Source organism: Mesorhizobium sp. M4B.F.Ca.ET.058.02.1.1, assembly GCF_003952505.1.
Lineage (GTDB): Bacteria > Pseudomonadota > Alphaproteobacteria > Rhizobiales > Rhizobiaceae > Mesorhizobium.
Genome location: NZ_CP034450.1, coordinates 4,541,065 through 4,561,002, shown reverse-complemented (window position 1 = coordinate 4,561,002; position 19,938 = coordinate 4,541,065). Strand labels below are relative to the sequence as shown.

The 19,938-nt window shown below is 59.6% G+C and carries 18 protein-coding genes and 1 pseudogene; 11 read left to right on the top strand and 8 right to left on the bottom strand.

Annotated features, from left to right (window positions below):
* Positions 1-3: 3 nt before the first annotated feature.
* Complete coding sequence (rpoN, locus tag EJ073_RS22325; RefSeq protein WP_091599489.1) at positions 4-1,437, top strand: RNA polymerase factor sigma-54; 1,434 nt, start codon at positions 4-6, stop codon at positions 1,435-1,437.
* On the opposite strand, the gene EJ073_RS22320 is transcribed toward rpoN, so the two are convergent.
* The 7 genes and pseudogenes from EJ073_RS22320 to EJ073_RS22295 all read right to left on the bottom strand — a co-directional run bounded on the left by EJ073_RS22320 (position 1,434) and on the right by EJ073_RS22295 (position 7,877).
* Complete coding sequence (locus EJ073_RS22320; protein ID WP_126057643.1) at positions 1,434-2,033, bottom strand: nitrogen fixation protein NifQ; 600 nt, start codon at positions 2,031-2,033, stop codon at positions 1,434-1,436. The two genes, rpoN and EJ073_RS22320, sit on opposite strands and share 4 nt — an antisense overlap.
* A 14-nt stretch (positions 2,034-2,047) precedes the next feature.
* Positions 2,048-3,100 carry an LLM class flavin-dependent oxidoreductase gene (locus EJ073_RS22315; RefSeq protein WP_091599492.1) on the bottom strand — a complete coding sequence of 351 codons (1,053 nt, stop codon included), beginning with the start codon at positions 3,098-3,100 and terminating at the stop codon, positions 2,048-2,050.
* 138 nt (positions 3,101-3,238) lie between these two features.
* Positions 3,239-4,840, bottom strand: coding sequence for an SDR family oxidoreductase (locus EJ073_RS22310; RefSeq protein WP_091599495.1), 1,602 nt, complete (start codon positions 4,838-4,840; stop codon positions 3,239-3,241).
* Between the two features lie 148 nt (positions 4,841-4,988).
* Positions 4,989-5,576 carry a nuclear transport factor 2 family protein gene (locus tag EJ073_RS22305; RefSeq protein ID WP_236378846.1) on the bottom strand — a complete coding sequence of 196 codons (588 nt, stop codon included), beginning with the start codon at positions 5,574-5,576 and terminating at the stop codon, positions 4,989-4,991.
* 138 nt (positions 5,577-5,714) lie between these two features.
* Positions 5,715-5,837, bottom strand: a pseudogene (locus tag EJ073_RS32305) (ferredoxin); the annotation flags it as partial.
* Between the two features lie 29 nt (positions 5,838-5,866).
* Positions 5,867-7,045: a cytochrome P450 gene (locus tag EJ073_RS22300; RefSeq protein WP_164746650.1), complete on the bottom strand. Its 1,179-nt coding sequence runs from the start codon at positions 7,043-7,045 to the stop codon at positions 5,867-5,869.
* A 517-nt stretch (positions 7,046-7,562) separates the two neighbouring features.
* On the bottom strand, positions 7,563-7,877 hold the full coding sequence (locus EJ073_RS22295; protein ID WP_091599500.1) for a hypothetical protein: 315 nt from the start codon (positions 7,875-7,877) through the stop codon (positions 7,563-7,565).
* A 657-nt stretch (positions 7,878-8,534) separates the two neighbouring features.
* Here EJ073_RS22295 and EJ073_RS22290 point away from each other — a divergent pair.
* Positions 8,535-9,767, top strand: a complete 1,233-nt coding sequence (locus EJ073_RS22290) for an MFS transporter (protein ID WP_091599502.1) — start codon at positions 8,535-8,537, stop codon at positions 9,765-9,767.
* Between the two features lie 249 nt (positions 9,768-10,016).
* On the opposite strand, the gene EJ073_RS22285 is transcribed toward EJ073_RS22290, so the two are convergent.
* Positions 10,017-11,075 carry a ChuX/HutX family heme-like substrate-binding protein gene (locus tag EJ073_RS22285; protein ID WP_091599505.1) on the bottom strand — a complete coding sequence of 353 codons (1,059 nt, stop codon included), beginning with the start codon at positions 11,073-11,075 and terminating at the stop codon, positions 10,017-10,019.
* A 592-nt stretch (positions 11,076-11,667) separates the two neighbouring features.
* Between EJ073_RS22285 and EJ073_RS22280 the strand changes: the two genes are divergently transcribed.
* The 9 genes from EJ073_RS22280 to EJ073_RS32965 all read left to right on the top strand — a co-directional run bounded on the left by EJ073_RS22280 (position 11,668) and on the right by EJ073_RS32965 (position 19,701).
* Positions 11,668-11,988 carry an iron-sulfur cluster assembly accessory protein gene (locus tag EJ073_RS22280; RefSeq protein WP_091599508.1) on the top strand — a complete coding sequence of 107 codons (321 nt, stop codon included), beginning with the start codon at positions 11,668-11,670 and terminating at the stop codon, positions 11,986-11,988.
* A 347-nt stretch (positions 11,989-12,335) separates the two neighbouring features.
* Positions 12,336-13,550 (top strand): cysteine desulfurase NifS, encoded by a 1,215-nt coding sequence (gene nifS / locus EJ073_RS22275; protein ID WP_091599511.1) that lies wholly within the window; start codon positions 12,336-12,338, stop codon positions 13,548-13,550.
* A 187-nt stretch (positions 13,551-13,737) separates the two neighbouring features.
* Positions 13,738-14,115 (top strand): nitrogenase stabilizing/protective protein NifW, encoded by a 378-nt coding sequence (gene nifW / locus EJ073_RS22270; protein ID WP_091599514.1) that lies wholly within the window; start codon positions 13,738-13,740, stop codon positions 14,113-14,115.
* Between the two features lie 188 nt (positions 14,116-14,303).
* On the top strand, positions 14,304-15,155 hold the full coding sequence (locus EJ073_RS22265) for an electron transfer flavoprotein subunit beta/FixA family protein (protein WP_126059306.1): 852 nt from the start codon (positions 14,304-14,306) through the stop codon (positions 15,153-15,155).
* A 16-nt stretch (positions 15,156-15,171) separates the two neighbouring features.
* Positions 15,172-16,281 carry an electron transfer flavoprotein subunit alpha/FixB family protein gene (locus EJ073_RS22260; RefSeq protein WP_091599520.1) on the top strand — a complete coding sequence of 370 codons (1,110 nt, stop codon included), beginning with the start codon at positions 15,172-15,174 and terminating at the stop codon, positions 16,279-16,281.
* A 10-nt stretch (positions 16,282-16,291) separates the two neighbouring features.
* The gene (locus EJ073_RS22255) at positions 16,292-17,596 is read left to right on the top strand and encodes an FAD-binding protein (protein ID WP_091599523.1); all 1,305 of its coding nucleotides are present in this window, start codon (positions 16,292-16,294) and stop codon (positions 17,594-17,596) included.
* Between the two features lie 12 nt (positions 17,597-17,608).
* Positions 17,609-17,908: a ferredoxin family protein gene (locus tag EJ073_RS22250; RefSeq protein WP_091599526.1), complete on the top strand. Its 300-nt coding sequence runs from the start codon at positions 17,609-17,611 to the stop codon at positions 17,906-17,908.
* Between the two features lie 265 nt (positions 17,909-18,173).
* Complete coding sequence (locus tag EJ073_RS22245; RefSeq protein WP_128345484.1) at positions 18,174-18,698, top strand: alpha/beta fold hydrolase; 525 nt, start codon at positions 18,174-18,176, stop codon at positions 18,696-18,698.
* 931 nt (positions 18,699-19,629) lie between these two features.
* Complete coding sequence (locus tag EJ073_RS32965) at positions 19,630-19,701, top strand: helix-turn-helix domain-containing protein (protein WP_348627272.1); 72 nt, start codon at positions 19,630-19,632, stop codon at positions 19,699-19,701.
* The last annotated feature ends 237 nt before the right edge of the window (positions 19,702-19,938 follow it).

Genomic DNA, 19,938 nt, shown 5'->3' with positions numbered 1-19,938 from the left:
AACATGCATCTCTCAGCAAGCCTGCTTCAACGCCAGAAGCAACGTATGGTCTTATCGCCTCAAGCCATTGAAGCTATTCGCTTGCTGCGATTGACGCATACTGAACTCCATCAGCTCGTGGAGCAGGCACTCGAGAAGAACCCCGTTTTGAAGCCTGACCCGTTTGACGACGTTTCGCCGCTGTCAGGGGTGGATCAGCGGAGCAGTCAAAGCAGAAGCGAAATCGGCGAATCGCCCATTGGCGGGCCGTCTGGCGGGCGCGGGCAATGGAAGTCGCAACGCAGTAGCGGCAACGATCGACCTGCCGTCGAGGAGTTTACCGCCCACACCGAAACATTGCACGACCATGTCGCCCGCCAGGTCGCCCTCACCCCGTTCACCCCGCAGGAGCGGCTGATTGCCGGACAGCTCGCCGCCCATCTGGAGGACACTGGCTATCTTCAGGTAAACCTTTTCGATCTGGCCGGGAGGTTAAACGTTCGGCAAGCTGATGTGGAACGGGTCATCGGAATCTTGCAGCAATTTGATCCGCCGGGGATTTTTGCGCGAACTCTCAGCGAATGCCTGGAGATTCAGCTGCGCCAGCAAGACCGGTTCGACCCGGCTATGGCAGCTTTGGTCGCCAATCTCGAGATGCTTGCACGGGGGGATTTTCAGGGATTGAAGCAGCGTTGCGGAGTCGACGAGGAGGATCTCCTCGACATGAGGAACGAAATCCGCGCGCTCGATCCCAAGCCTGGAGACCGGTTCCAGTCCGGGACGCCGGAAACCATCGTACCGGACGTCTGGGTAATGCCCAAGTCCGAAGGTGGATGGCGGGTGGAGCTTGATCCGGCCACGCTGCCCAAAGTGTTGATCAACCACACCTATGTCGCCGAAATCTCGCAGCTGACCAATCAAAATCCGGAAGGCAAAGCGTTTCTCGACCATTGCCAGGAAAAAGGGAACTGGCTGATCAGCTGTCTCGAGCAGCGCGCTAAGACGATCCTTAAGGTTGCGACCGAAATCGTGCGCCAGCAGGATGCCTTTTTTACACACGGCGTCGCCCATCTGCGGCCTCTCTGTCTCAAAAATGTCGCTGACGGGATCAAAATGCACCAGTCGACGGTAAGCCGGGTGGCTTCGAACAGGTACATGTTAACTCCGCGCGGGGTGTTCGAGCTGAAGTATTTTTTCACAGCGACAATCGCATCCTGCGAGGGCGGCGACGCGCACTCCGCCAAATCTGTCCGCCATCGGATCAAGGCAATCATCGCCGAAGAATCGCTCGACAAGGTACTTTCCGACGAAGACATCGTTGCTCAGCTCAAGCAGACCGGCATCAATGTCGCTCGCCGTACCGTCACCAAATATCGCGAGGCGATGAACATCCCTTCCTCCATACTACGGCGCCGTGATAAGCGGTTGTCCGCAGCTGCGATCAAGCGAAGTGACTAACCGGCATTCCTGGTCGGCGAGAGGCGACTCTCAACTTCCTCCGGGCCGAAGCAGCTTTCGAAGTCATGGCATTCCCGACAACTGGGTGCAGTGCATGACGAAAAGCCTTCGGCCTCACACAGCTTGCGGTAAAAGTACTTTTTCCATTTCATGTTTTCTGTGTTGCCTGCCGCCAGCGCGGGAAAATGTCTGGCAAGCAGGCGGCTGAGCTCAGCGCGATTTGAGAGGCCAAGATCCCGCCAAAGATGGTCCGTGCGCATCGCACGCCGGGCGATGATCTTGGCCAAGCGGGCGCTCGCCGGGTCGCCCGGCGCAGCATGCGCTAGCAGCAGCCGGCGCAGCAGCTCCTCTTCCAGTTCCGGCTCGGGCTCGCTCAACTCCTCCAAAGCGAATACGCTGCTGGAGGTAGACGGGAAAGTTGCGGCCAAGACATCACGCAATTCGACAGACGAAAGGCCTGTCCCCTCCGTCGCCAACACCTCGCCCGCCTGGACCTCCTCAAGCGAACGCGAAAGCACGCAGGGCAGCACATGCTGATCGAAGCTCCTCCCTAGCTCGGACCCACGCCATTGCGCGCGTGGATAGGCAGCCATCATCGTAACGGCCGGCTTCAGCTTCCGGCATGACAAAGCGCCTTGTTGACCGCAGGGATGATCTTGTCGCCCCAGAGCTCGATCTGGCGCAGCATCGTCTTTTGGTCGAAGTCGCCCAATTGAGTCTGAACTGCGATCTGGTCCGGTTTCAAGACATCGATCTCTTCCAGCAGGCGATCAATCACGCGATTTACGCTGCCAATCGGCAAATTTTTGCGCATGGTCTCGAAGGACAGATCCTGCTGGGTCGGTGTCTCCTGCAGCAGGTAGCCATCGTGGCTCTGTTGGCGGCGCTGATGCAGGGCTTCAGAAAGCCGGCGCTGGAAGCGGGCATTGTCGAGATAGCTGTTGATCTCCAACTCGTCGTGGCTGGCATAGCAGCAGCGCAGCAGCGATATCTTGACGTCGGTGACGTTCTTTTCCTCGGATGCCGCCGCCCTCTCGACTGATTCACGCAGTGTGGTCAAAGTCTCTAAGCCGTCGTGGAAGGCTGTGACAAAAAAATTGTGCCCCTCGCGGTAGGCCCGAGCCATCCGTGCGGCTCCGCCAGCGATCCAGATAGGCGGCGTCGGCTGCTGGACTGTGCGGACCGAAATCGCTGTTGGGGGGATCTTCTCATACTGGCCGTCGTGTTCGAAGACGTTTTGGTTGAGGCCCTTGAGAATGATGTCCAGGTATTCCGAAAAGACGGCCGGCGCCTCATCGATGTCCACGCCGAACCGTTCGAACTCGAACTGCTGGTATCCCAAGCCTACGCCGAGCTCGAGACGGCCGTTCGCAACGATGTCGGCGAAGCCGATCTCGGACAGCAGGCGCTGCGGTTGGTAAAGCGGCAGCACGCAGACGGCAGTGCCCAGGCGAATCGTGCTTGTCAAGCCGGCGCAGTGCGCCACCATCATCAGCGGGGATGGTATGAGGCTGTAATTGTTGAAGTGGTGCTCAGCAAACCACGCGGTGTTGAACCCAGCCTGCTCCGAAGCGACGGCCTGTTCGATGGAGTTGCGGATGACGCTTTCTGAGGATTGGTGATAGCCACGCTGGGCGGCCAGAATGAAAGTGGCAAATTCCATGATTTCTCCTCGTTATAGACACGTCAGCCGACCGGGAATGTGCTCGGCATGCGCATGCTTGGATCTCAAGCACCTCGGGTGCGTCGTGGAGCCGAGGCTTCATAATGCTCGGCCGGTCGCCCTGCGAATGCCTGGCAATTAACCTGCGGCCTCCGCAAAACATTCGTCATAGAGTTCGCTGGCGTTTCCCGCATCACCGAACGAGGTCCAGCCGCCGTCCACGTAGAGGATCGAGCCGTTGATGTATGAGGCGTCAGACGAAGCAAGGAAGAACGATGCATCTGCGACGTCTTCTGGCCGTCCCATCCTGCCCATGGGGATGCGTCGTCCGATTGCTGCCAGGTCGATGCGGCCGGCTTTGGCCAACTGAGCAAGTGCGGGCGTGCGGATGTGGCCAGGAGCGACGGTGGCTGTCCGAATTCCGACCGGGCCGAGTTCGGCCGCCATGCAACGGGTCAGCATATCCATCCCCGCCTTGGAGGCGCCGTAGGCATGGCGCGGCGCGAACGGCAGAAAGCTGTCGATCGACCCGAGATTGAGGATCACGCCGCCCGGGCGCATAGCCTTGATCGCTTCGCGCGCGCAGGTGAAGGCGCCGGTAAGGTTGACATCCAGGACGTGTTCGAGCTGTTTCGACAGTTGCTCGATCGCAGGCACAATCCTGTCGGCGGTATCAGCACTATTGACCAGAACATCGATATACCCGAAGCGTCGCCTCAGCTCTTCGAACATCGACACCACATCGCTCTCGACGGCCACGTCCAGCGATTTCGCCAGATGCTTGCCGGGGAGCGATGTAGCCAGCTCTGCCGCTGCAGTGCCATCTTTATCAGCAATCACGACGGTGTCGCCGTTCGCGGCAAAGCGGCGAGCGACGGCCGCGCCAATGCTTTTTGCGCCACCGGTGACGAGCACGATTCGCGCATCTGTGCATTCGGCCGGACAGGAGAGCTCGGCTTGGAGCGCACTATCCACCGGCGGGTGAGCATCCCCCGGCTGGTTGAATGACATCCAGCCTCCGTCGACTGCCAGCACCGAGCCGGTGATGTAGCGCGCCTGCGTGCTGCTCAGAAAACGCACGACCCTGGCGATCTCGTCGGGGCGAGCCAAGCGCCCCATCGGCACGCGGCGGCGTATCGCCGCGAGGTCCATTTTGCCAGCGCGTGCCAGTTCTGTGACCATTGGGGTGCGGACGGAGCCCGGCGCCACCGCCGTGACGCGGATTCCTCGCATAGCCCACTCGCACGCAAGGGACTTTGTCAACGAGATCACGCCAGCTTTCGAGGCTGCGTAGGCGTTGCGCCTGGGATTGCCGACCACGCCCGCCATCGAAGCCACATTGACGATCGCACCGCCCGGCCTCATGCGCCGCGCCGCTTCCCGGGCCATAACGAATGGCCCAATAAGGTTCACTGTCACGCCGCGTCGGAAGGTATCGACAGCGGTGTCGATGATCCTATCCATCGTGGGTCCAACCGCCGCATTGTTGATGAGGACATCGATTTGCGCGAACCGTGCTTCGACCTGGCCGAAAAGTGAGAGCATGTCCTTCTCTCGCGACACATCGCACTCCAGACCGACGTGCGGCGACCCGAGATCCCGAGCCAGTTCAACCACACCACTGCCCGGAAGGTCCACCGCAACTACAGTGTCTCCGTCCGCGGCAAGGATATCGACCAGGGCACGGCCGATCCCGCCCGCGGCGCCTGTGATGATTACGGTGCGTGCTGCCAGTTTCACGAGAGCTTCTCCACGATGACCGCTTGTGATCTCAGCCCATCGACCTTGGGCGGAATGAAGGGTCGAGCCAAATCGTTGCAGTGACCGCCAGTTGCGGCCCCACACAGATCTCAATCCCGCAAGGCGCTCATCCTCCATTTCTACCCACTTATGCAGCTCCCAGTTGGGGACCCTCGACGCCATCTTGGTCGGTGGGGATGTGACGCTTGAGCAGCTGGTAGATGGGATCGTCTGGATGTGGTGCTCCAATCGGCTGTCGCCGGCCGAACCTATCTGCCTCAAGAATCGCTGGCGGGATTTGCTCCTCAACCCAATCGTAGACGACTGTCCGTTCCGCAATTCGCCACTCGTCCTGCCTCTTCTGAAACAGATCGCAGTAACGGCCGCAAAGCAGCGTCTGACGTATTTCTTGGTCTGTATCCGGTCCGCGTTGCAGCGCGGTGAAATAGCTCTCGACCGCGGCCTCTGCTGAACTGATGAAGTCGATCAGGCTGTTCGTGATTTGATGGATGTTACGCTGCCCCGGCAGACCGAGAGCAAATTGGATGAAGTCCTCTGCCGGTCCGCAATAGGGACCGTGCCTGTCATACGCTTCGGGCCAGTATGCGCTACGCAGCGCCGCCTCATCGGCGCGGTCTATCCCGCGGCAGTACCGATACAGGCAGTTGCGGATCGCCTCTCGGTCACGCAGTTCGGTAATTTTCGCGTGGTCGACAGGTTCTGTCGCGAATTGTATGATTGTTTTGTCCTTCCCGACGCCAGTCTGCACTTTGCGTGTGTCTCTCTCTACAATTGAGTTAGCGGGGGGCTCGTCAACTTCCAGAGCTTGTTCGGGGCAGGCTCTTACCCCTTGTGAGGCAAGCAGTTGCTCCCCATCGGCAACATCAATATCACCGGGCAAGATGTAGCCGTCGTCATCAAGCTTGAAGACTCTCGGCGCCCGCGCCAAGCAGCGCGCATGACCCTGGCATCTGGCTTTGTGTACGATGACACGCATAGCGAACTCCAATGTCGTTGGCGGAAACTTCAGGACCAGTCCAGGATCAGATTCTCGATCCCGAACACATGGCCGCCGAAGGTGATGGGTTCAGTCCCTGTCTTGATCCGAAAGGCTGGGATGCGCGCCAGCCACTCCTCCAGGCCAATGACAATCTCCCGCCGGGCAAGGTGTGAGCCAAGACAACGATGGGGACCATAGCCAAAGGCAGCGTGCCGGTTGTCCTCGCGCGCCAGATCGATCTCATTCGGGTATTCGAATTCCGCCGGGTCACGATTGGCAATCATCGTGGCACAGGAAACATAGTCTCCCTTGCGGATCGGCGCGCCTTTGAAGTCGACATCCTTCGTTGCCACTCGGATCATCTGAATGGTCGAATAGGCGCGCAGCAATTCTTCCGCGGCGACGGCAATCCGGTCCGGTTCGCTTCGTAGCAATTCCTGATCTTTGGGGTTGCGCGCGAGATGGGCCAAGTCGAAGCATATGGCTGCTGAGACCGTGTCGAGCCCCGCGACGAACACAAGCACGCCGATGCCACGGACTTCTTCGTCACTGAGCAGACGGCCCTCGACCTTTGCCTTCACGATGAAGGTCATGAAATCATCGACCGGCTCCTTGCGGCGCTCGGTGGCAAGTTCGTCGATGAAGGCCACGATCGTCCGGGCTGCGGGTGGTCGTTGCTCCTTATCGCCGTGGAGCAGATCTCTAGCCCAGCCGACAAATGTTTCTAGTCCGTCGTCCGAAAGCCCAATAAAGCGAAGGAAGATATTGACCGCGAACGGAACTGCAAAATCCTTCATGATGTCGCAGCTCGTGCCTGATGCGGCGATCCTGTCGATCAGCTTGATCGCTCGTTCCCGGACAGCCGGCTCCAATGCCATTACCCGCTTTGGCGAAAGCAGCGGATTGAGCAGTGAGCGAAAAACACCGTGGAATGGCGGATCGAGCTCAAGCGGGATCATCGGCCAGCTCTCGCCGAGCACAGAGGCGAAGATGCTGCGATGGCTGGAAAACGTTTCGGTGTCCTGCAGCACCCGGCGCTGGTCGCTCGCGCGAGTGATGACCCAGGTACCCCGACCGTCGCGCGTGTTGCTGGTTGAATAAAAGATCGGAGGCCCGGCATGAACGCAAGCAACCGCTGCATGCGGATCCCCGTTGGCCGTCGGCAACATGCCGGGCGACGTAAACAGGCTGAAGTCCCTCACCATTTCGGGCGGGACATGATCTGGAACCGGCCGCGATTTAACCGCGCCAGAATCGAGAGACCGTTCATGAGATGCTGTCGGCATTTGCATGCAATCGTTGGTGCAAGCTCCGTGCCGAATTCGTCTTTCGATAATCCTTGCCGTTTGCTGGGCAACAGGTGGCGCCTGTGCTGACTTACTGGTCGGGATTGCAACATTCTTGTCCAGCGTCGGACACAGAATGTAGAAAGCTAGACACCGACTTGGAGCAACTCAATTGGTGGGATCGCTAGCCGATCATGTGCCCGGGGAGCATCCAGTTCGAAAGGTTGCGCTAAGCGGTTTGGTGACTTGGCCGAGGTCACCCAGGTGGAAATGACCAACACTTGTTCGTGAGCCTAGTGGCGCTCCCCTCGATGATGTCTGGCGGGGTGGTTAGCCGCCTCCGTGGGACAAGGTCAGTCTACAAGAATGGGCTATAGCCTCTCCTCGCCTGCCTCATTGGCCCTCCTTCAGAGCCGGCCACACGAGCTTTCGTCTTTCAGCACGGCGTTTTCTCGCCAGCTACCAGAGCCACACCGATGCCGTTAATGAGCGTCCAGTCGAGGGGTTGTGTGGCCCTGTCCATCTTGCCCAGCACCTTGGCTTCGCATTTGCCGGTGCGGCGGAAAGCCTTCAAGACGCAGTTCTTGACCTTCTCCAGATCAGCCTCGGACGGATATCGGCAAGGGTTCAGCTCGTCCTTTTGAACTTGCGCATCTTCGTGTTGGCGAACCCCAGGCCGCCCGACATATTTGCGGCCTATCCGGCACCTCAACTTCGAACAACCTTGCGGCAAGCTCTTGGGATAGCCCACGCTCGTGCCTCCACCACCCGCTCAGCAGAGCCAGATTTGTCGTTGATGGCACGGTACTTGCGCAGTCATTCGCAGACGCGTCACGGACCGAGAGTGTCGTCCCATGAATTCAATCACCAAAAAGGCCGCCCGACGTTGCTGGGACCGCCTGCAATTACCTTATCCCAGAATTGGGAGCAACGGCTTCAAAAGGGATAACTCATCACCTCAATTCTGTCGATCGCGCGGCCATCGAACCGCAGCCATCGATCAGACTTCCGCCTCGTTGCACTCATTGCGACCGCCTTGGTGCTTGCGACGACCGCTCAATTCTGGCTGCCAGGATAACCGCATATGGCGACGGAACTTCCTGCTTCAAAGCAATATAGAGATCGTCGATCATCCCCCCATCAAGGCCTCGATCGAGGACACCGCGTTCGGCTTGCTTGGTTCGCAGTGAACAGGCCGCACTTCGACGGATGCGATCGATGCGACCGCGCCGAGAACTCTCCCGCATTGTCGACGGTTGTGTCCGTCGGCCCTCCGATGAGGCCTCGGATGCGTGGGCGCCGAGGCCTCGACTGAGGCCGACTGGCCGCCGCCGGAAGGTCTAGCGGCTTTGATCCCCGGCGATATAGCCACCCCTGCTGCAACAGCTCCTAGCTGGAGAACTCATTCATGACCGAATCGGCGACAGATTTAGTGGACGCGGCTCTGTTCGACCGAGATCGGCTTGACCCAGAAAGTCCCTATCAACGGTCTGGCCCCGCATGGGGTGCGATCATTTCGCTTTCCTTCGGCACCTTCGGGCTTGTGACGGCAGAGTTTCTGCCCGCCAGCGTTCTGACACCGCTCGCGCATGATCTCGGTATCAGCACGGGCACGGCTGGACAGGCGCTAACAGCGACCGCAATCGTCGCGGCGATCTCGGCACCGACAATGGCCATCGTGACAAAGCGTCTGGACCGCAGGGTCGTCATCTGGGCGATGACGCTGCTGCTGATCCTGTCGAACGTTCTGGCGGAGGTTGCGGGGTCGCTGCCGGTGTTGCTGGCGGCACGCGTCGTCCTCGGCATATCGCTCGGTGGTTTTTGGTCAATTTCGGCAGCGTTGGCAATGCGGCTGGTTCCAAGTCACCTCATGCCGCGCGCCATGTCGATCATCCTCACCGGCGTTTCTGTCGCCTCCGTCTGCGCGGCTCCAATCGGCGCTTATGTCGGTGACATTTGGGGATGGCGAGCCTCGTTCAAGGTCGCCGCAATCGTGAGTGCCGTTGCGCTGCTCGTGCAACTCGTAACCATTCCGCCACTGCCTCCGATCGAAGTGCGCAGATTCCGCAGTCCGCTGGATGTCGCGAAGAATCCGACGATGAAGGTTGCGGTCCTAGTCGTGCTATTGGTCGCTTCCGGCCATTTTGCCAGCTTCGCCTACATCCGCGACTTTCTCGAGAGCGTTCCTCCGCTCGACAAGAAGTCGATCCCGCTCGTGTTCCTTGCTTCTGGCACGGCCGGCGTCTTCGGCAATTTAGCGGGCGCATTCCTCACCAAACACAGTCTCAAGGCAGTCGCGGCCCTGCCGCCCCTGCTCATTGCCGTAGCCGCTGTCTCGCTCCTGACTATGGGAGCATCGGCCTTGACCTCGGCAATTGCAGTTGCCGTATGGGGCTTTGCTTTTGGCGCGGTCCCGGTCGGATTGCAGACCTGGATGGTGCTGCGCGCCGCTCCGAAACAGGCCGAGAGCGCTGGTGTACTGATGGTCATAGCCTTCCAAGTGGCGATCGCAGCCGGCACAACTTTCGGTGGCCTATTGGTGGATCACACGGGCATTGCCAGTGTCTTTCTCTACAGCGCGGTTGCCACGTTCCTCGCTGTCTTGACAGTATTTCTGCTCGGCCCGAACCGCAACAGCTGACCGCCTGGTGGGGAGTGACGACGGTCGGTGGCGTTAACGCTATTGTCACCTCTGAGCTCGGCCAAAGGCCGCGGCTTCGTCGTAACCATGCCTTCGATGGGGCAGCGCCAAATTGCTACCTGCTCATCGCGTTATGACAATACAGCGCGCTTATTGCGTCATCGTGTTCCCGATCTCGGCTTCAATGCCCGGCTACTCGCTGCGGAGGCAGATGGGCGCCGGCGTCCCACCGACAACGATCGGTCTTTCTCATGTAGCTGTTCTCATGTAGCTGTCGGGGAAACGCGGCAGGTTTTCCGCCAGAACCCGCCAGTCGTCGCGCTCGCGTTCGCCTTCCTTGCGCGCACCGAACAACTGGATGATCATCTTGCCGTCGGACCCATATGCTTCGAGCGAGGTGACGTGACTGTCATTGGTCGGCTTGCGCACGGCCCAAACCTCACGGATTTGGTGGCTCCTGAGATGCAGCCGGAAGGTTTCGTCCAGCACATAGATGCACGGCCCGATCTGCTTGACCGACTTGATTAAGCCGGAATGGGTCTGGATAGAGCCTCGGTTGCCGACGAAGCACATGATCGGCAATTCGTCTTCGGCCGCACGCTGGAGCACGGCGCCAACTGCAGCATTGTCGAGCAGCCAAGCGTAATCCTGGCCTACCATGCGCAAAGCCTGGCAGCGGCTGAGCTTGAGCGTCTTCAGAAGGTTGACGTCAGTCAGCCGGCTCCAGTGCTCGCGTAGGTCGTCCACCGTGCCGGCCCGGTCCGCAGTCCTCGCGCCCAGGTCGGCTACTCTCGCCTTAAGCGACATGGTCGGCTCCTGGTTGGCGGATACGAGCTCGGCCACCAGCTTTCGATAGGCATGAAGGTTGGAGACCGGCCTGAGATGCACCTTATGCACTGCTGCGCCGGCGGCGTCGAAGAATTGCAAACTGCGCTGGATTCCGCCGCGATGGCGCCTTTCAACAGCGAAACCATACCTCCAAGCCTGCGGGAAGACGCGAAGGTCGAATTCGTCACCAAGGACCATGGCGTGATTGTTGCCGGTTATCACTTTGTTGAAGACGCCAATCTTTTCGTGCACGGCACCTTGATTGCGGGTCAGCGCCGTCACTTCGCCCACGAATTCGAGGCCCGTCAGCAGGTGATTGACGCGCGGGTCGATGCGTGCCGCGCCGAAACCGCAATGGGCCGCGACCAGTTCCGCTTCCGAAATGCCCAATTGGGCGGCGAAATCACGCGCGGGAATGCTCGGACAGACTTCCCACGCACGCCGGATTTCGTTGGGCGACCGCTTCTTGCGCTGATCCATGTTTTTAACCCCGCCCCGTTCTTCTTTTGACGATCGGTCGAAAAAAGGGCCTCAGGGGTGTGCACGGCGGACGCGATTGATCGTCAGGCACACGCCAGTCGAATCCTGTCTCCGGGCGGTCAGCGGCCAATCGCCGGTAGAGAGCGATTGTTGGGTGGTCGGCGCCAATCGGCCGATCGAGCATTCGGGTTCCACCGGCGGTGCTGCTTTCCCACACAAGGCGGGTCTGAGGGAGGAGCGACATATTGCTTCCTTCGTTCTTCGATTGCGAGGGCAACCCAAAGGTGAATCGGCCGGCAATTTTGCCGCCGCAACGAAGGCTCTCAAAAGTCGTGCCAGTTGCTCCGCGGCAAGCTCTGAACATCTTTGGCTCTGTTCATTGCTTTACGCGTGAGTGCATCGCGAACTCAGGCGCCCCTCCTGTGACGCGGACGCGACAAACCCGACAGTAAGTGTCGGTTGTCGGACGTCTCCCCAGCAATCGAGCATAGAGACGTCGGGATGTCCTACCGTTTTTACACACGTCTTCCCTTTGGCACGGTTCATGCGAGATGATCCGCGAAAACGTCACGGACCGAGGAGAAATCGAGCCATGATTACGCTCACCGACAACGCTGTTGCCGCCATCAAGGCCGCTCTTTACCGCGCCAGCGAGCCGGCGGAAGGATTTCGCATCATGGTCCATGCCGGCGGCTGCGCCGGCTTCCAATACTCAATGGGCCTGGAGAGCGTCTCACATGAGGGCGATACGATCATCGAGCGAGATGGGCTCAAGGTGTTCATGGATAGAGGCTCCCAACCCCATGCCGCCGGCATGACCGTCGACTTCGTCACAGGGCTCGAAACATCCGGCTTTGTTTTCGATAACCCCAATGCGCAGGAGAAGTGCAGCTGCGGCAAGTCCTGCAAATGATTGCAGGGGAACAGGCTATGTTCGACTATAGCGACGCCAAGGAATACTGCGTCAAACCGGTAACCCCCGGCGCTCTGGAACCAGCCGACACGCACTGTCGGCCCGGAACAATTGCGTTCGGTGATGTGCCAAATCGCGATCATCGATCGTTGCCGTGGGCAAGCAAACAACATTGCCCGAAACAGCTGAATTCCCGGCGGATGCCGCCACCAAATGGCAATGTCGGCAGCGACCGGTCAGCCAAGCCATCGCTCGCCCGGCCGCCCACCTCACCAGATACGATATGCGCCAGAGGTTCAATGGCCCGCCTACCCTTGAATCATTTCAGCAGTTGAAGGATCACTCCCATGAGACCTGTCTATCTCGACAACAACGCAACGACGCGGGTTGATCCTGCAGTCCTTGGAGCGATGTTGCCTTTCTTTACGGAGCAATTTGGCAATCCTTCGTCCATGCACGCCTATGGCGCATCGGTTGCTGAAGCCGTGAGAAAGGCGAGGCGGCAGTTGCAAGCCCTCATCGGCGCGGGATTCGAGGACGAGATCATCTTCACCTCGGGCGGGACTGAAAGCGACAGTACAGCCATCCTTTCGGCGCTCGAGGTAATGCCCGGTCGAACGGAAATAGTGACTTCCGCGGTTGAACATCCGGCCGTTCTGAAGTTGTGCGCGCACCTTGAAAAGACGCGCGGCGTCAAGGTGCACATTATCCCAGTCGATCACCACGGCCGGCTCGACCTGGACGCCTACAGAACCGCCCTCACCCCACAAGTGGCAATCGTCTCGATAATGTGGGCGAACAGTGAGACCGGTACGATCTTTCCCGTGGTTGAGCTTGCCGACCTAGCCAGGGAAGTCGGCGCGCTTTTCCACACTGATGCAGTGCAGGCGGTCGGAAGGTTTCCGATTGAGCTGAAATCGACCGCGATCGACATGCTGTCGCTCTCCGCCCACAAGCTGCATGGTCCAAAGGGGATAGGCGCGCTTTATGTAAGACGTGGCGTGCGCTTCTCCTCCCTGATCAAGGGTGGCCACCAAGAGCGCGACCGGCGTGCAGGCACTGAAAACACACCCGGCATAGTCGGACTGGGCATGGCGGCCGAACTCGCCTTGAAATTCATGGACGAGACAACACGAATAAAATGGTTGCGCGACCGCCTTGAGAACGGGATCATCCAGCGCATCCCAAACGCATCCATCAACGGCGATCCGCAGGAGCGATTGCCAAACACTGCAAACATTGGATTCGAAGGTATCGAAGGCGATGCAATCCCAATTGTCCTCAGCCGGCTGGGAATCGCCTGTTCCGCCGGGTCCGCCTGTGCCTCTGGCTCAATGGAACCGAGCCATGTTCTGATCGCTATGAACGCGGCATGTGGGGCAGTCCGCTTCTCCTTGTCGCGTGACAACGGCGAAGATGACGTAGACCGCGTGCTTGAGGTCCTGCCTGCGATCATCGAGAAACTACGTGCCGTTCCCAGTGCTGGACTGTGCGGGCGAGGTGCAGAACACCTTCATTCCGGCCCGGGCCCGAGCGGCACAATAGCCGACGCCCACTCATGAGCCGTGAGGACTTCCTCAACGTGACGACCCTACGCAATGGAGAGCAGGCAACCCGGGGTCGCCTTCACCACTTCAGAAAAGCTTGAGATCGCCAAGTCTCTTGCCCCAGCCGCCGTGCCAGAGGTCGGCACGCCGTCAGCAATGTCACCAACGCATCGACACCACAATTTCGCGCCGGGAGAATACAATGAACTGCTCCGCTGACAGCCGCCCGATTGATCCCACCGATATCCTGGCGCGACTGAAGGGCCTGTCGGCTGCGGAGGACTTCTTCGCCTGCCTTGGCGTCTCCTACGACCCGAAAGTGATGAATGTCTCGCGGCTCCATATCATGAAGCGCGTGGGCCAATACCTTGCCGAAGAAGATTTCTCCGGTCTGCCTGACCAGGTAATCGCCGCGCGGGTGCGCGCCAAGCTGGAACGCGCCTACGAAGATTTCGCGACTTCCTCGCCGCTCACGCAACGTGTGTTCAAGGTGCTAAGGGACCACGATCCAAACATATGTCCCGCACCTGGCCGCGCCTTCGTCCCGCTCGACTCTGCACTGAAGCGGTTCGGAAAGTAATGAGCCCGACACGGCTGCGACGCGACAATGTCGGGAAGTCGACAAATCCAGTCCTCATGACGCCTCCTCGGACGCAAACGAAGCCACCTTCTGGAATAGAGGCAGGAAGAAGACTTGGCATGAACGATGCAGGCAATGAGGTGAACCGCCAAGCACGCATCCGGACTGGGAGCTTAGAGAAATCGCCAATGCACATCGTAATCTGCATCAAGCAGGTGCCGGATTCGGCCCAGATCCGCGTCCACCCGGTGACGAACACGATCATGCGTCAGGGTGTGCCGACCATCATCAATCCTTACGACCTGTTCGCCCTCGAAGAAGCGCTCAAACTGCGCGACGTTCATGGTGGCGAGGTTACTGTGCTCACAATGGGTCCGCCCATGGCGGAGGACTCGCTGCGAAAGGCGCTCGGTTACGGTGCTGACCGAGCAGTTCTCTTGACGGACCGCTATTTTGCCGGATCCGATACGCTGGCGACCTCCTTTGCTCTTTCGCAAGCAATCGCAAAAATTGGGGAGACTTTCGGCAGGCCAGACATCGTCTTCACCGGCAAGCAGACGATTGACGGCGATACCGCCCAGGTCGGACCAGGCATAGCCAAGCGCCTGAATCTATCGCAACTTACCTACGTCGCGAAGATTGCCTCCATCGATCTCAAAACGCGCGAGATCGAAGTCGCGCGTCGCGCCGAAGGCGGCACCCAGTTGCTGAAGAGCAGACTCCCCTGCCTCATTACCATGCTGGAAGACACCAACGAAATCCGCCGGGGCTCGCTCCAGCAGGCTCTTTGCGCGGCGCGCAGCCAAGTCGTGAAGTGGACTGCAGCCGACGCCGGCATTGACGATCTCACCCGGTGCGGTCTGCGTGGCTCGCCGACAGTCGTCAAGCGTGTTTTCGCCCCCACCGCACGGGCAGAAAGCGCGGCGCAGATCGACACCGCGGAAAAGGGCTTGCAGGACATCGCCGATGAACTCATCGCCGATATCTTAACCCGCCGGCCGGCGCTGGAACATGAGTTGGCCTTCAAGAGCGGCACGTGACGGCCAGGAGCAGAAAATGTCGACCGCAAGCCAAGCTACCCCTCGCCTTGCCCCCGGCCGTGCCGGTGTAAAGAAAGAACTTCCCGACCGTTTCAAAGACTACCGGCACGTGTGGGTCTTCCTCGAGCTCGAACGCGGCAATGTGCATCCTGTATCATTCGAACTGCTGGGTGAAGGCCGCAAATTAGCCGACAAGCTTGAAGTCCAGCTCGCGGGCGTCGTGCTGGGACCGCCGGGCGAGATGGTCGAGGACGCTGTTGCCGAGGCCTTCGCTTACGGGGCGGATCTTGTCTACATCGTCGATGCGCCGCCGCTCGCCGACTACCGCAACGAGCCGTTCGCCAAGGCGCTCACGGATCTGGTCAATACCCATAAACCCGAAATCCTCCTTCTCGGCGCGACCACACTGGGCAGGGATCTTGCGGGCTCGGTAGCGACGACCCTGCAGACGGGGCTCACGGCCGACTGCACCGAACTTGATGTAGATTCCGACGGTTCACTCGCCGCGACCCGTCCGACTTTTGGTGGCTCGTTGTTGTGTACGATCTATACACTAAATTACCGGCCGCAAATGGCGACGGTGCGACCAAGGGTCATGCCTATGCCGCAACGGGTGGATAAGCCGGTCGGGCGTGTCATGCGGCACAAGCTGTCGCTCGTTGAGGACGATATCGTCACCAAAGTCCTCGGCTTCCTACCGGATAACCAGTCGGCAATGGCAAATCTTGCCTATGCGGATGTCGTGGTTGCGGGAGGCCTCGGTCTCGGTGCGGCGGAGAACCTTCAGCTTGTGAAGAATCTTGCCCGAGCGATCGGCGCCGAGCATGGCTGTTCGCGCCCCTTGGTCCAGAAGGGCTGGATGCCGGCTGATCGCCAGATTGGCCAAACTGGCAAGACCATTCGACCGAAGCTTTACATCGCGGCCGGAATTTCCGGCGCCATCCAGCACCGAGTTGGGGTCGAGGGGGCCGATCTCATCGTCGCGATCAACACCGATCCGAACGCGCCGATTTTCGAGTTCGCCCACCTCGGGATCGTCACGGATGCAATCCGCTTCCTGCCCGCACTCACGGAAGCCTTCACCCGGCGGCTGTCGCCGCACAGTCGAGACAAGCTTGCGAGTTGAGGGAGAGGACATGATTGAACAATTCGATGCCATTGTGGTCGGAGCCGGCATGTCCGGAAACGCAGCTGCTTACACTTTGGCAAGCCAGGGGCTGAAGGTACTGCAGTTGGAGCGCGGGGAATATCCGGGCTCTAAGAACGTCCAGGGCGCCATAATGTACGCGAACATGCTGGAGAAGATCATCCCGGACTTCCGGGATGATGCGCCCCTCGAGCGGCACCTGGTCGAACAGCGACTTTGGGTGATGGACAACACATCTCACACCGGAATTCATTACCGGTCGGACGACTTCAATGAGGCGAAACCCAACCGCTACACGATCATCCGCGCCCAGTTCGACAAATGGTTTTCCCGCAAGGTGCGCGAGGCTGGCGCGACGGTCCTGTGTGAGACGACCGCGACGGAACTCGTCCGTGATGGCAATGGCAAGGTGATCGGCGTCCGCACAGACCGGGCTGGCGGAGTGGTCTTCGCGAATGTGGTCGTTCTCGCAGAAGGGGTGTCGGGATTGCTTGGCACTCGCGCAGGCCTGCGCGAGATGCCGAAGCCGGAGACCGTGGCGCTTGCCGTCAAGGAAATGCATTTCTTGCCCGAAGAGGTCATTGACCAGCGGTTCGGTGTCAAGGGCGATGAAGGCTGCGTAATCGAGGCCGTGGGCACGATCTCTCGCGACATGGCCGGGCTCGGCTTCCTTTACACCAACAAGGAGTCGATTTCACTCGGCATCGGCTGCCTGGTCTCGGATTTCGCCGCGATGTTGGAGAGCCCGTCCGCCCTCCTAGACGCGATGAAAAACCATCCTTCGATCCGGCCGCTGATCGCTGGCTCGGAGGTGAAAGAATATGCCGCCCATCTTATCCCCGAAGGTGGTTACAGGGCCATTCCGCAGCTCTTCGGCGACGGTTGGGTCATCGTCGGCGACGCAGCGCAACTGAACAATGCCATTCACCGTGAGGGTTCGAACCTTGCCATGACCTCGGGTCGTGTCGCGGCTGAGGCGATCATCAAAGTCAAAAGCCGCAACGGTCCTATGACCAAAGGGAACCTTGCGCTCTACAAGACGATGCTGGATGAATCCTTTGTGATCAAGGATCTTAAGAAATACAAGGACATGCCAGCCTTACTCCACACCAATTCCAGCAACTTTTTTACCAGCTATCCGCGGTTGATGTCGTATGCCGCTCAGAACTTCATGCGTGTCGACGGCACGCCGAAGATCGAGAAGGAAAGGGCCACCACGGCCGCCTTCATCAACGCGCGCTCGCGCTGGGGGTTGGTCAGCGACGCGGTCCGGCTGGCATTGGCATGGCGCTGAAGAGGGTACAAGATGACGATCGCAGTGACGAAGGTTCGTGTCGAGGACAAGCTTTACCAGAACCGCTACCTGGTCGATTCCGGCCGCCCCCATATCATAGTGCGACCGCACGAGAAGCCAAGCGCGAACTTGCTTGCGTTGACCTACGTCTGTCCAGCGAAATGCTATGAGTTGAATGACAGGGGCCAAGTCGAGATCACCGCCGACGGCTGCATGGAATGCGGCACCTGCCGGATATTGTGCGAGAAAGGCGGCGACATCGAGTGGAACTATCCGCGCGGCGGCTTTGGTGTCCTGTTCAAGTTCGGATGATCAGCCGGGACCGTGCCAAGAGCATGCCGGCAGCGAGCAACTGCGGCACACCATGAGCCTCTCCATCCACTTGCAAAGAGCTAGTGAATATTGGGCGTTCGCAATTCAAATTTCCTCGACTGGTAGGGGTGTCCTCAGGCCACGGCGGCGGCCTGTGCGCCGGACTTACCACCGGTAACGTGGTCGAGCCCCTTTGGGACAACGTTCGGCCATCGTGCCGGATGGCAGCCACAACGGCCGGTGAGCAAATGGAACGGCACAATCCATGACAAAGACGTATGTGCTAGTGCATGGTGCCTGGCATGGCGGATGGTGTTGGCGGGACGTCGCCGCCAATCTTCGCAAGATGGGATGCCACGTGACCACGCCGACCCAGACAGGTGTCGGCGAACGCGCACATTTGCTGTGCAAGGACATCACGCCCGACACATTCGTGACCGACATCGTCAACCACATTGTAACGGAAGAGCTGAGCGATGTGATCCTTGTCGGTCACAGTCTAGGCGGCATCAGCATCACCGGCGCCGCCGACCGGATACCCGACCATATCAGCCATCTCGTTTATCTCGCTCGACGGCGCCATCGTCGAGAGCGGTCAAAGTGTATTCAGCACCATGCCCCCCGACATCGTCGCCGCCCGTCGAAAATTGGTTGCGGAGGAAGGACGGGGTATCTTCATGCCGACTCCGCCGCCAACAGCATTCGGCATTCCCAAGGGACACTCGCTCACGGACTGGGTGCGGCGCCGGATAACACCGCATGCGGCAAGCACCTACGAAAGCAGACTTAAGCTCGAGCCCCCGCTCGGCAACGGCAGGCCCCGAACCTATGTCGTCTGCACTAATCCGCTCCACCCGCCGACGGCGGGAGCGCGAGAATGGGTCGCGAAGCAGGATGGCTGGGCGTGGCAGGAACTCGCCACTGGCCACGACGCAATGATCCTCGCACCGACGGAAGTTGCTCTCCTTCTTAGCGCTGTCGGCTGAGGAACCAAGTAAAGGGTGAGCGGGCGGCCGATTCTCAGGCCGCGGCCTTGAGTTCTGGTGCACGGATGTAGGCCCAACGGGTCGTTCCGGTGGCGCCACCGAAACCACCACCGGAACAAAGGCGGGAGTGGCCTGTCCTGCCGACGTCGCAAGCTTGCGAGCGTTCCGCCGCGGCCGCAGCCCGTAGCGCCGGGCAACCTCCGAGATCACCACGTTCGGCCCCAGGGTCTCGGCGATGACTCCGTCCCTTGTCGTCCATCGACCAATGCCTGCCGACTAACAGCGCCGTTGATCACCTTGAAACGCCGAGGCTGCCGCTCAGGGTCAATCGTAAAGTTCAAGTTCAGACACAAGCCGATCTCCGATCCACCTCAGAATCGGCAGGCCCACAGATCGCGGGCACTCCTGGAAGGACACAGCGCTTACCCTTAAAATATGGAGAACCATGGCTTTACGCCGTCGGCAGTTGAGCTGATCTCGCAATGCTATTTCCCCGGCAACGTCCGCGAGCTGGAGAACTGCGTGTAAAGAACAGCCACACTTGCGCGTTCTCCTCTGGAAGGAACCAATCTTTCGGAACGTGGCAATGGCATCGACGAGCTCTCACGGCCCAGCACGAAGCCGGTTAGGCGCATCGGCGCCCCTGAACACGAGATAGCCGGTTGCGATTCTAACGATACGGCCGGACCGGCGCTGGGACCGCGACGGACGGAGCGTGACCGGCTGATCGACACAATGGAGAAGGCCGGCTGGGTTCAGGCTAATGCGGCTCGAATTCTCCGCCTCACGCCGCGACAAGTCGGCTAGGCGATACGCCGGCATAGTCTCGAGGTGAAGGAAATTCTAAGAGCCTGATGAGCCAATCGTCAGGCCAGTGGTCTTGCGCGCCCTCTGCGCGACAAGGAGTGCTTTGTGCTTCTGAACGGATTTGGACTTGCACTGTCGCAAGCAGGACAAAATTGTGTCGCGCCGGCCTCACACAATCCGACATCGACCCAAATAGTGAACTGAAGCCGCTTTTTTAAGTTGGTATGGCTCTTGCAC

What these genes read in the sequence shown, in the direction of transcription:
- rpoN (WP_091599489.1), top strand. Translation starts at nt 4, where the DNA reads ATGCATCTCTCAGCAAGCCTGCTTCAACGCCAGAAGCAACGTATGGTC.
- EJ073_RS22320 (WP_126057643.1), bottom strand. Translation starts at nt 2,033, where the DNA reads ATGATGGCTGCCTATCCACGCGCGCAATGGCGTGGGTCCGAGCTAGGG.
- EJ073_RS22315 (WP_091599492.1), bottom strand. Translation starts at nt 3,100, where the DNA reads ATGGAATTTGCCACTTTCATTCTGGCCGCCCAGCGTGGCTATCACCAA.
- EJ073_RS22300 (WP_164746650.1), bottom strand. Translation starts at nt 7,045, where the DNA reads ATGGTGAGGGACTTCAGCCTGTTTACGTCGCCCGGCATGTTGCCGACG.
- EJ073_RS22290 (WP_091599502.1), top strand. Translation starts at nt 8,535, where the DNA reads ATGACCGAATCGGCGACAGATTTAGTGGACGCGGCTCTGTTCGACCGA.
- EJ073_RS22285 (WP_091599505.1), bottom strand. Translation starts at nt 11,075, where the DNA reads ATGGATCAGCGCAAGAAGCGGTCGCCCAACGAAATCCGGCGTGCGTGG.
- EJ073_RS22280 (WP_091599508.1), top strand. Translation starts at nt 11,668, where the DNA reads ATGATTACGCTCACCGACAACGCTGTTGCCGCCATCAAGGCCGCTCTT.
- nifS (WP_091599511.1), top strand. Translation starts at nt 12,336, where the DNA reads ATGAGACCTGTCTATCTCGACAACAACGCAACGACGCGGGTTGATCCT.
- nifW (WP_091599514.1), top strand. Translation starts at nt 13,738, where the DNA reads ATGAACTGCTCCGCTGACAGCCGCCCGATTGATCCCACCGATATCCTG.
- EJ073_RS22265 (WP_126059306.1), top strand. Translation starts at nt 14,304, where the DNA reads ATGCACATCGTAATCTGCATCAAGCAGGTGCCGGATTCGGCCCAGATC.
- EJ073_RS22260 (WP_091599520.1), top strand. Translation starts at nt 15,172, where the DNA reads ATGTCGACCGCAAGCCAAGCTACCCCTCGCCTTGCCCCCGGCCGTGCC.
- EJ073_RS22255 (WP_091599523.1), top strand. Translation starts at nt 16,292, where the DNA reads ATGATTGAACAATTCGATGCCATTGTGGTCGGAGCCGGCATGTCCGGA.
- EJ073_RS22250 (WP_091599526.1), top strand. Translation starts at nt 17,609, where the DNA reads ATGACGATCGCAGTGACGAAGGTTCGTGTCGAGGACAAGCTTTACCAG.
- EJ073_RS22245 (WP_128345484.1), top strand. Translation starts at nt 18,174, where the DNA reads ATGACAAAGACGTATGTGCTAGTGCATGGTGCCTGGCATGGCGGATGG.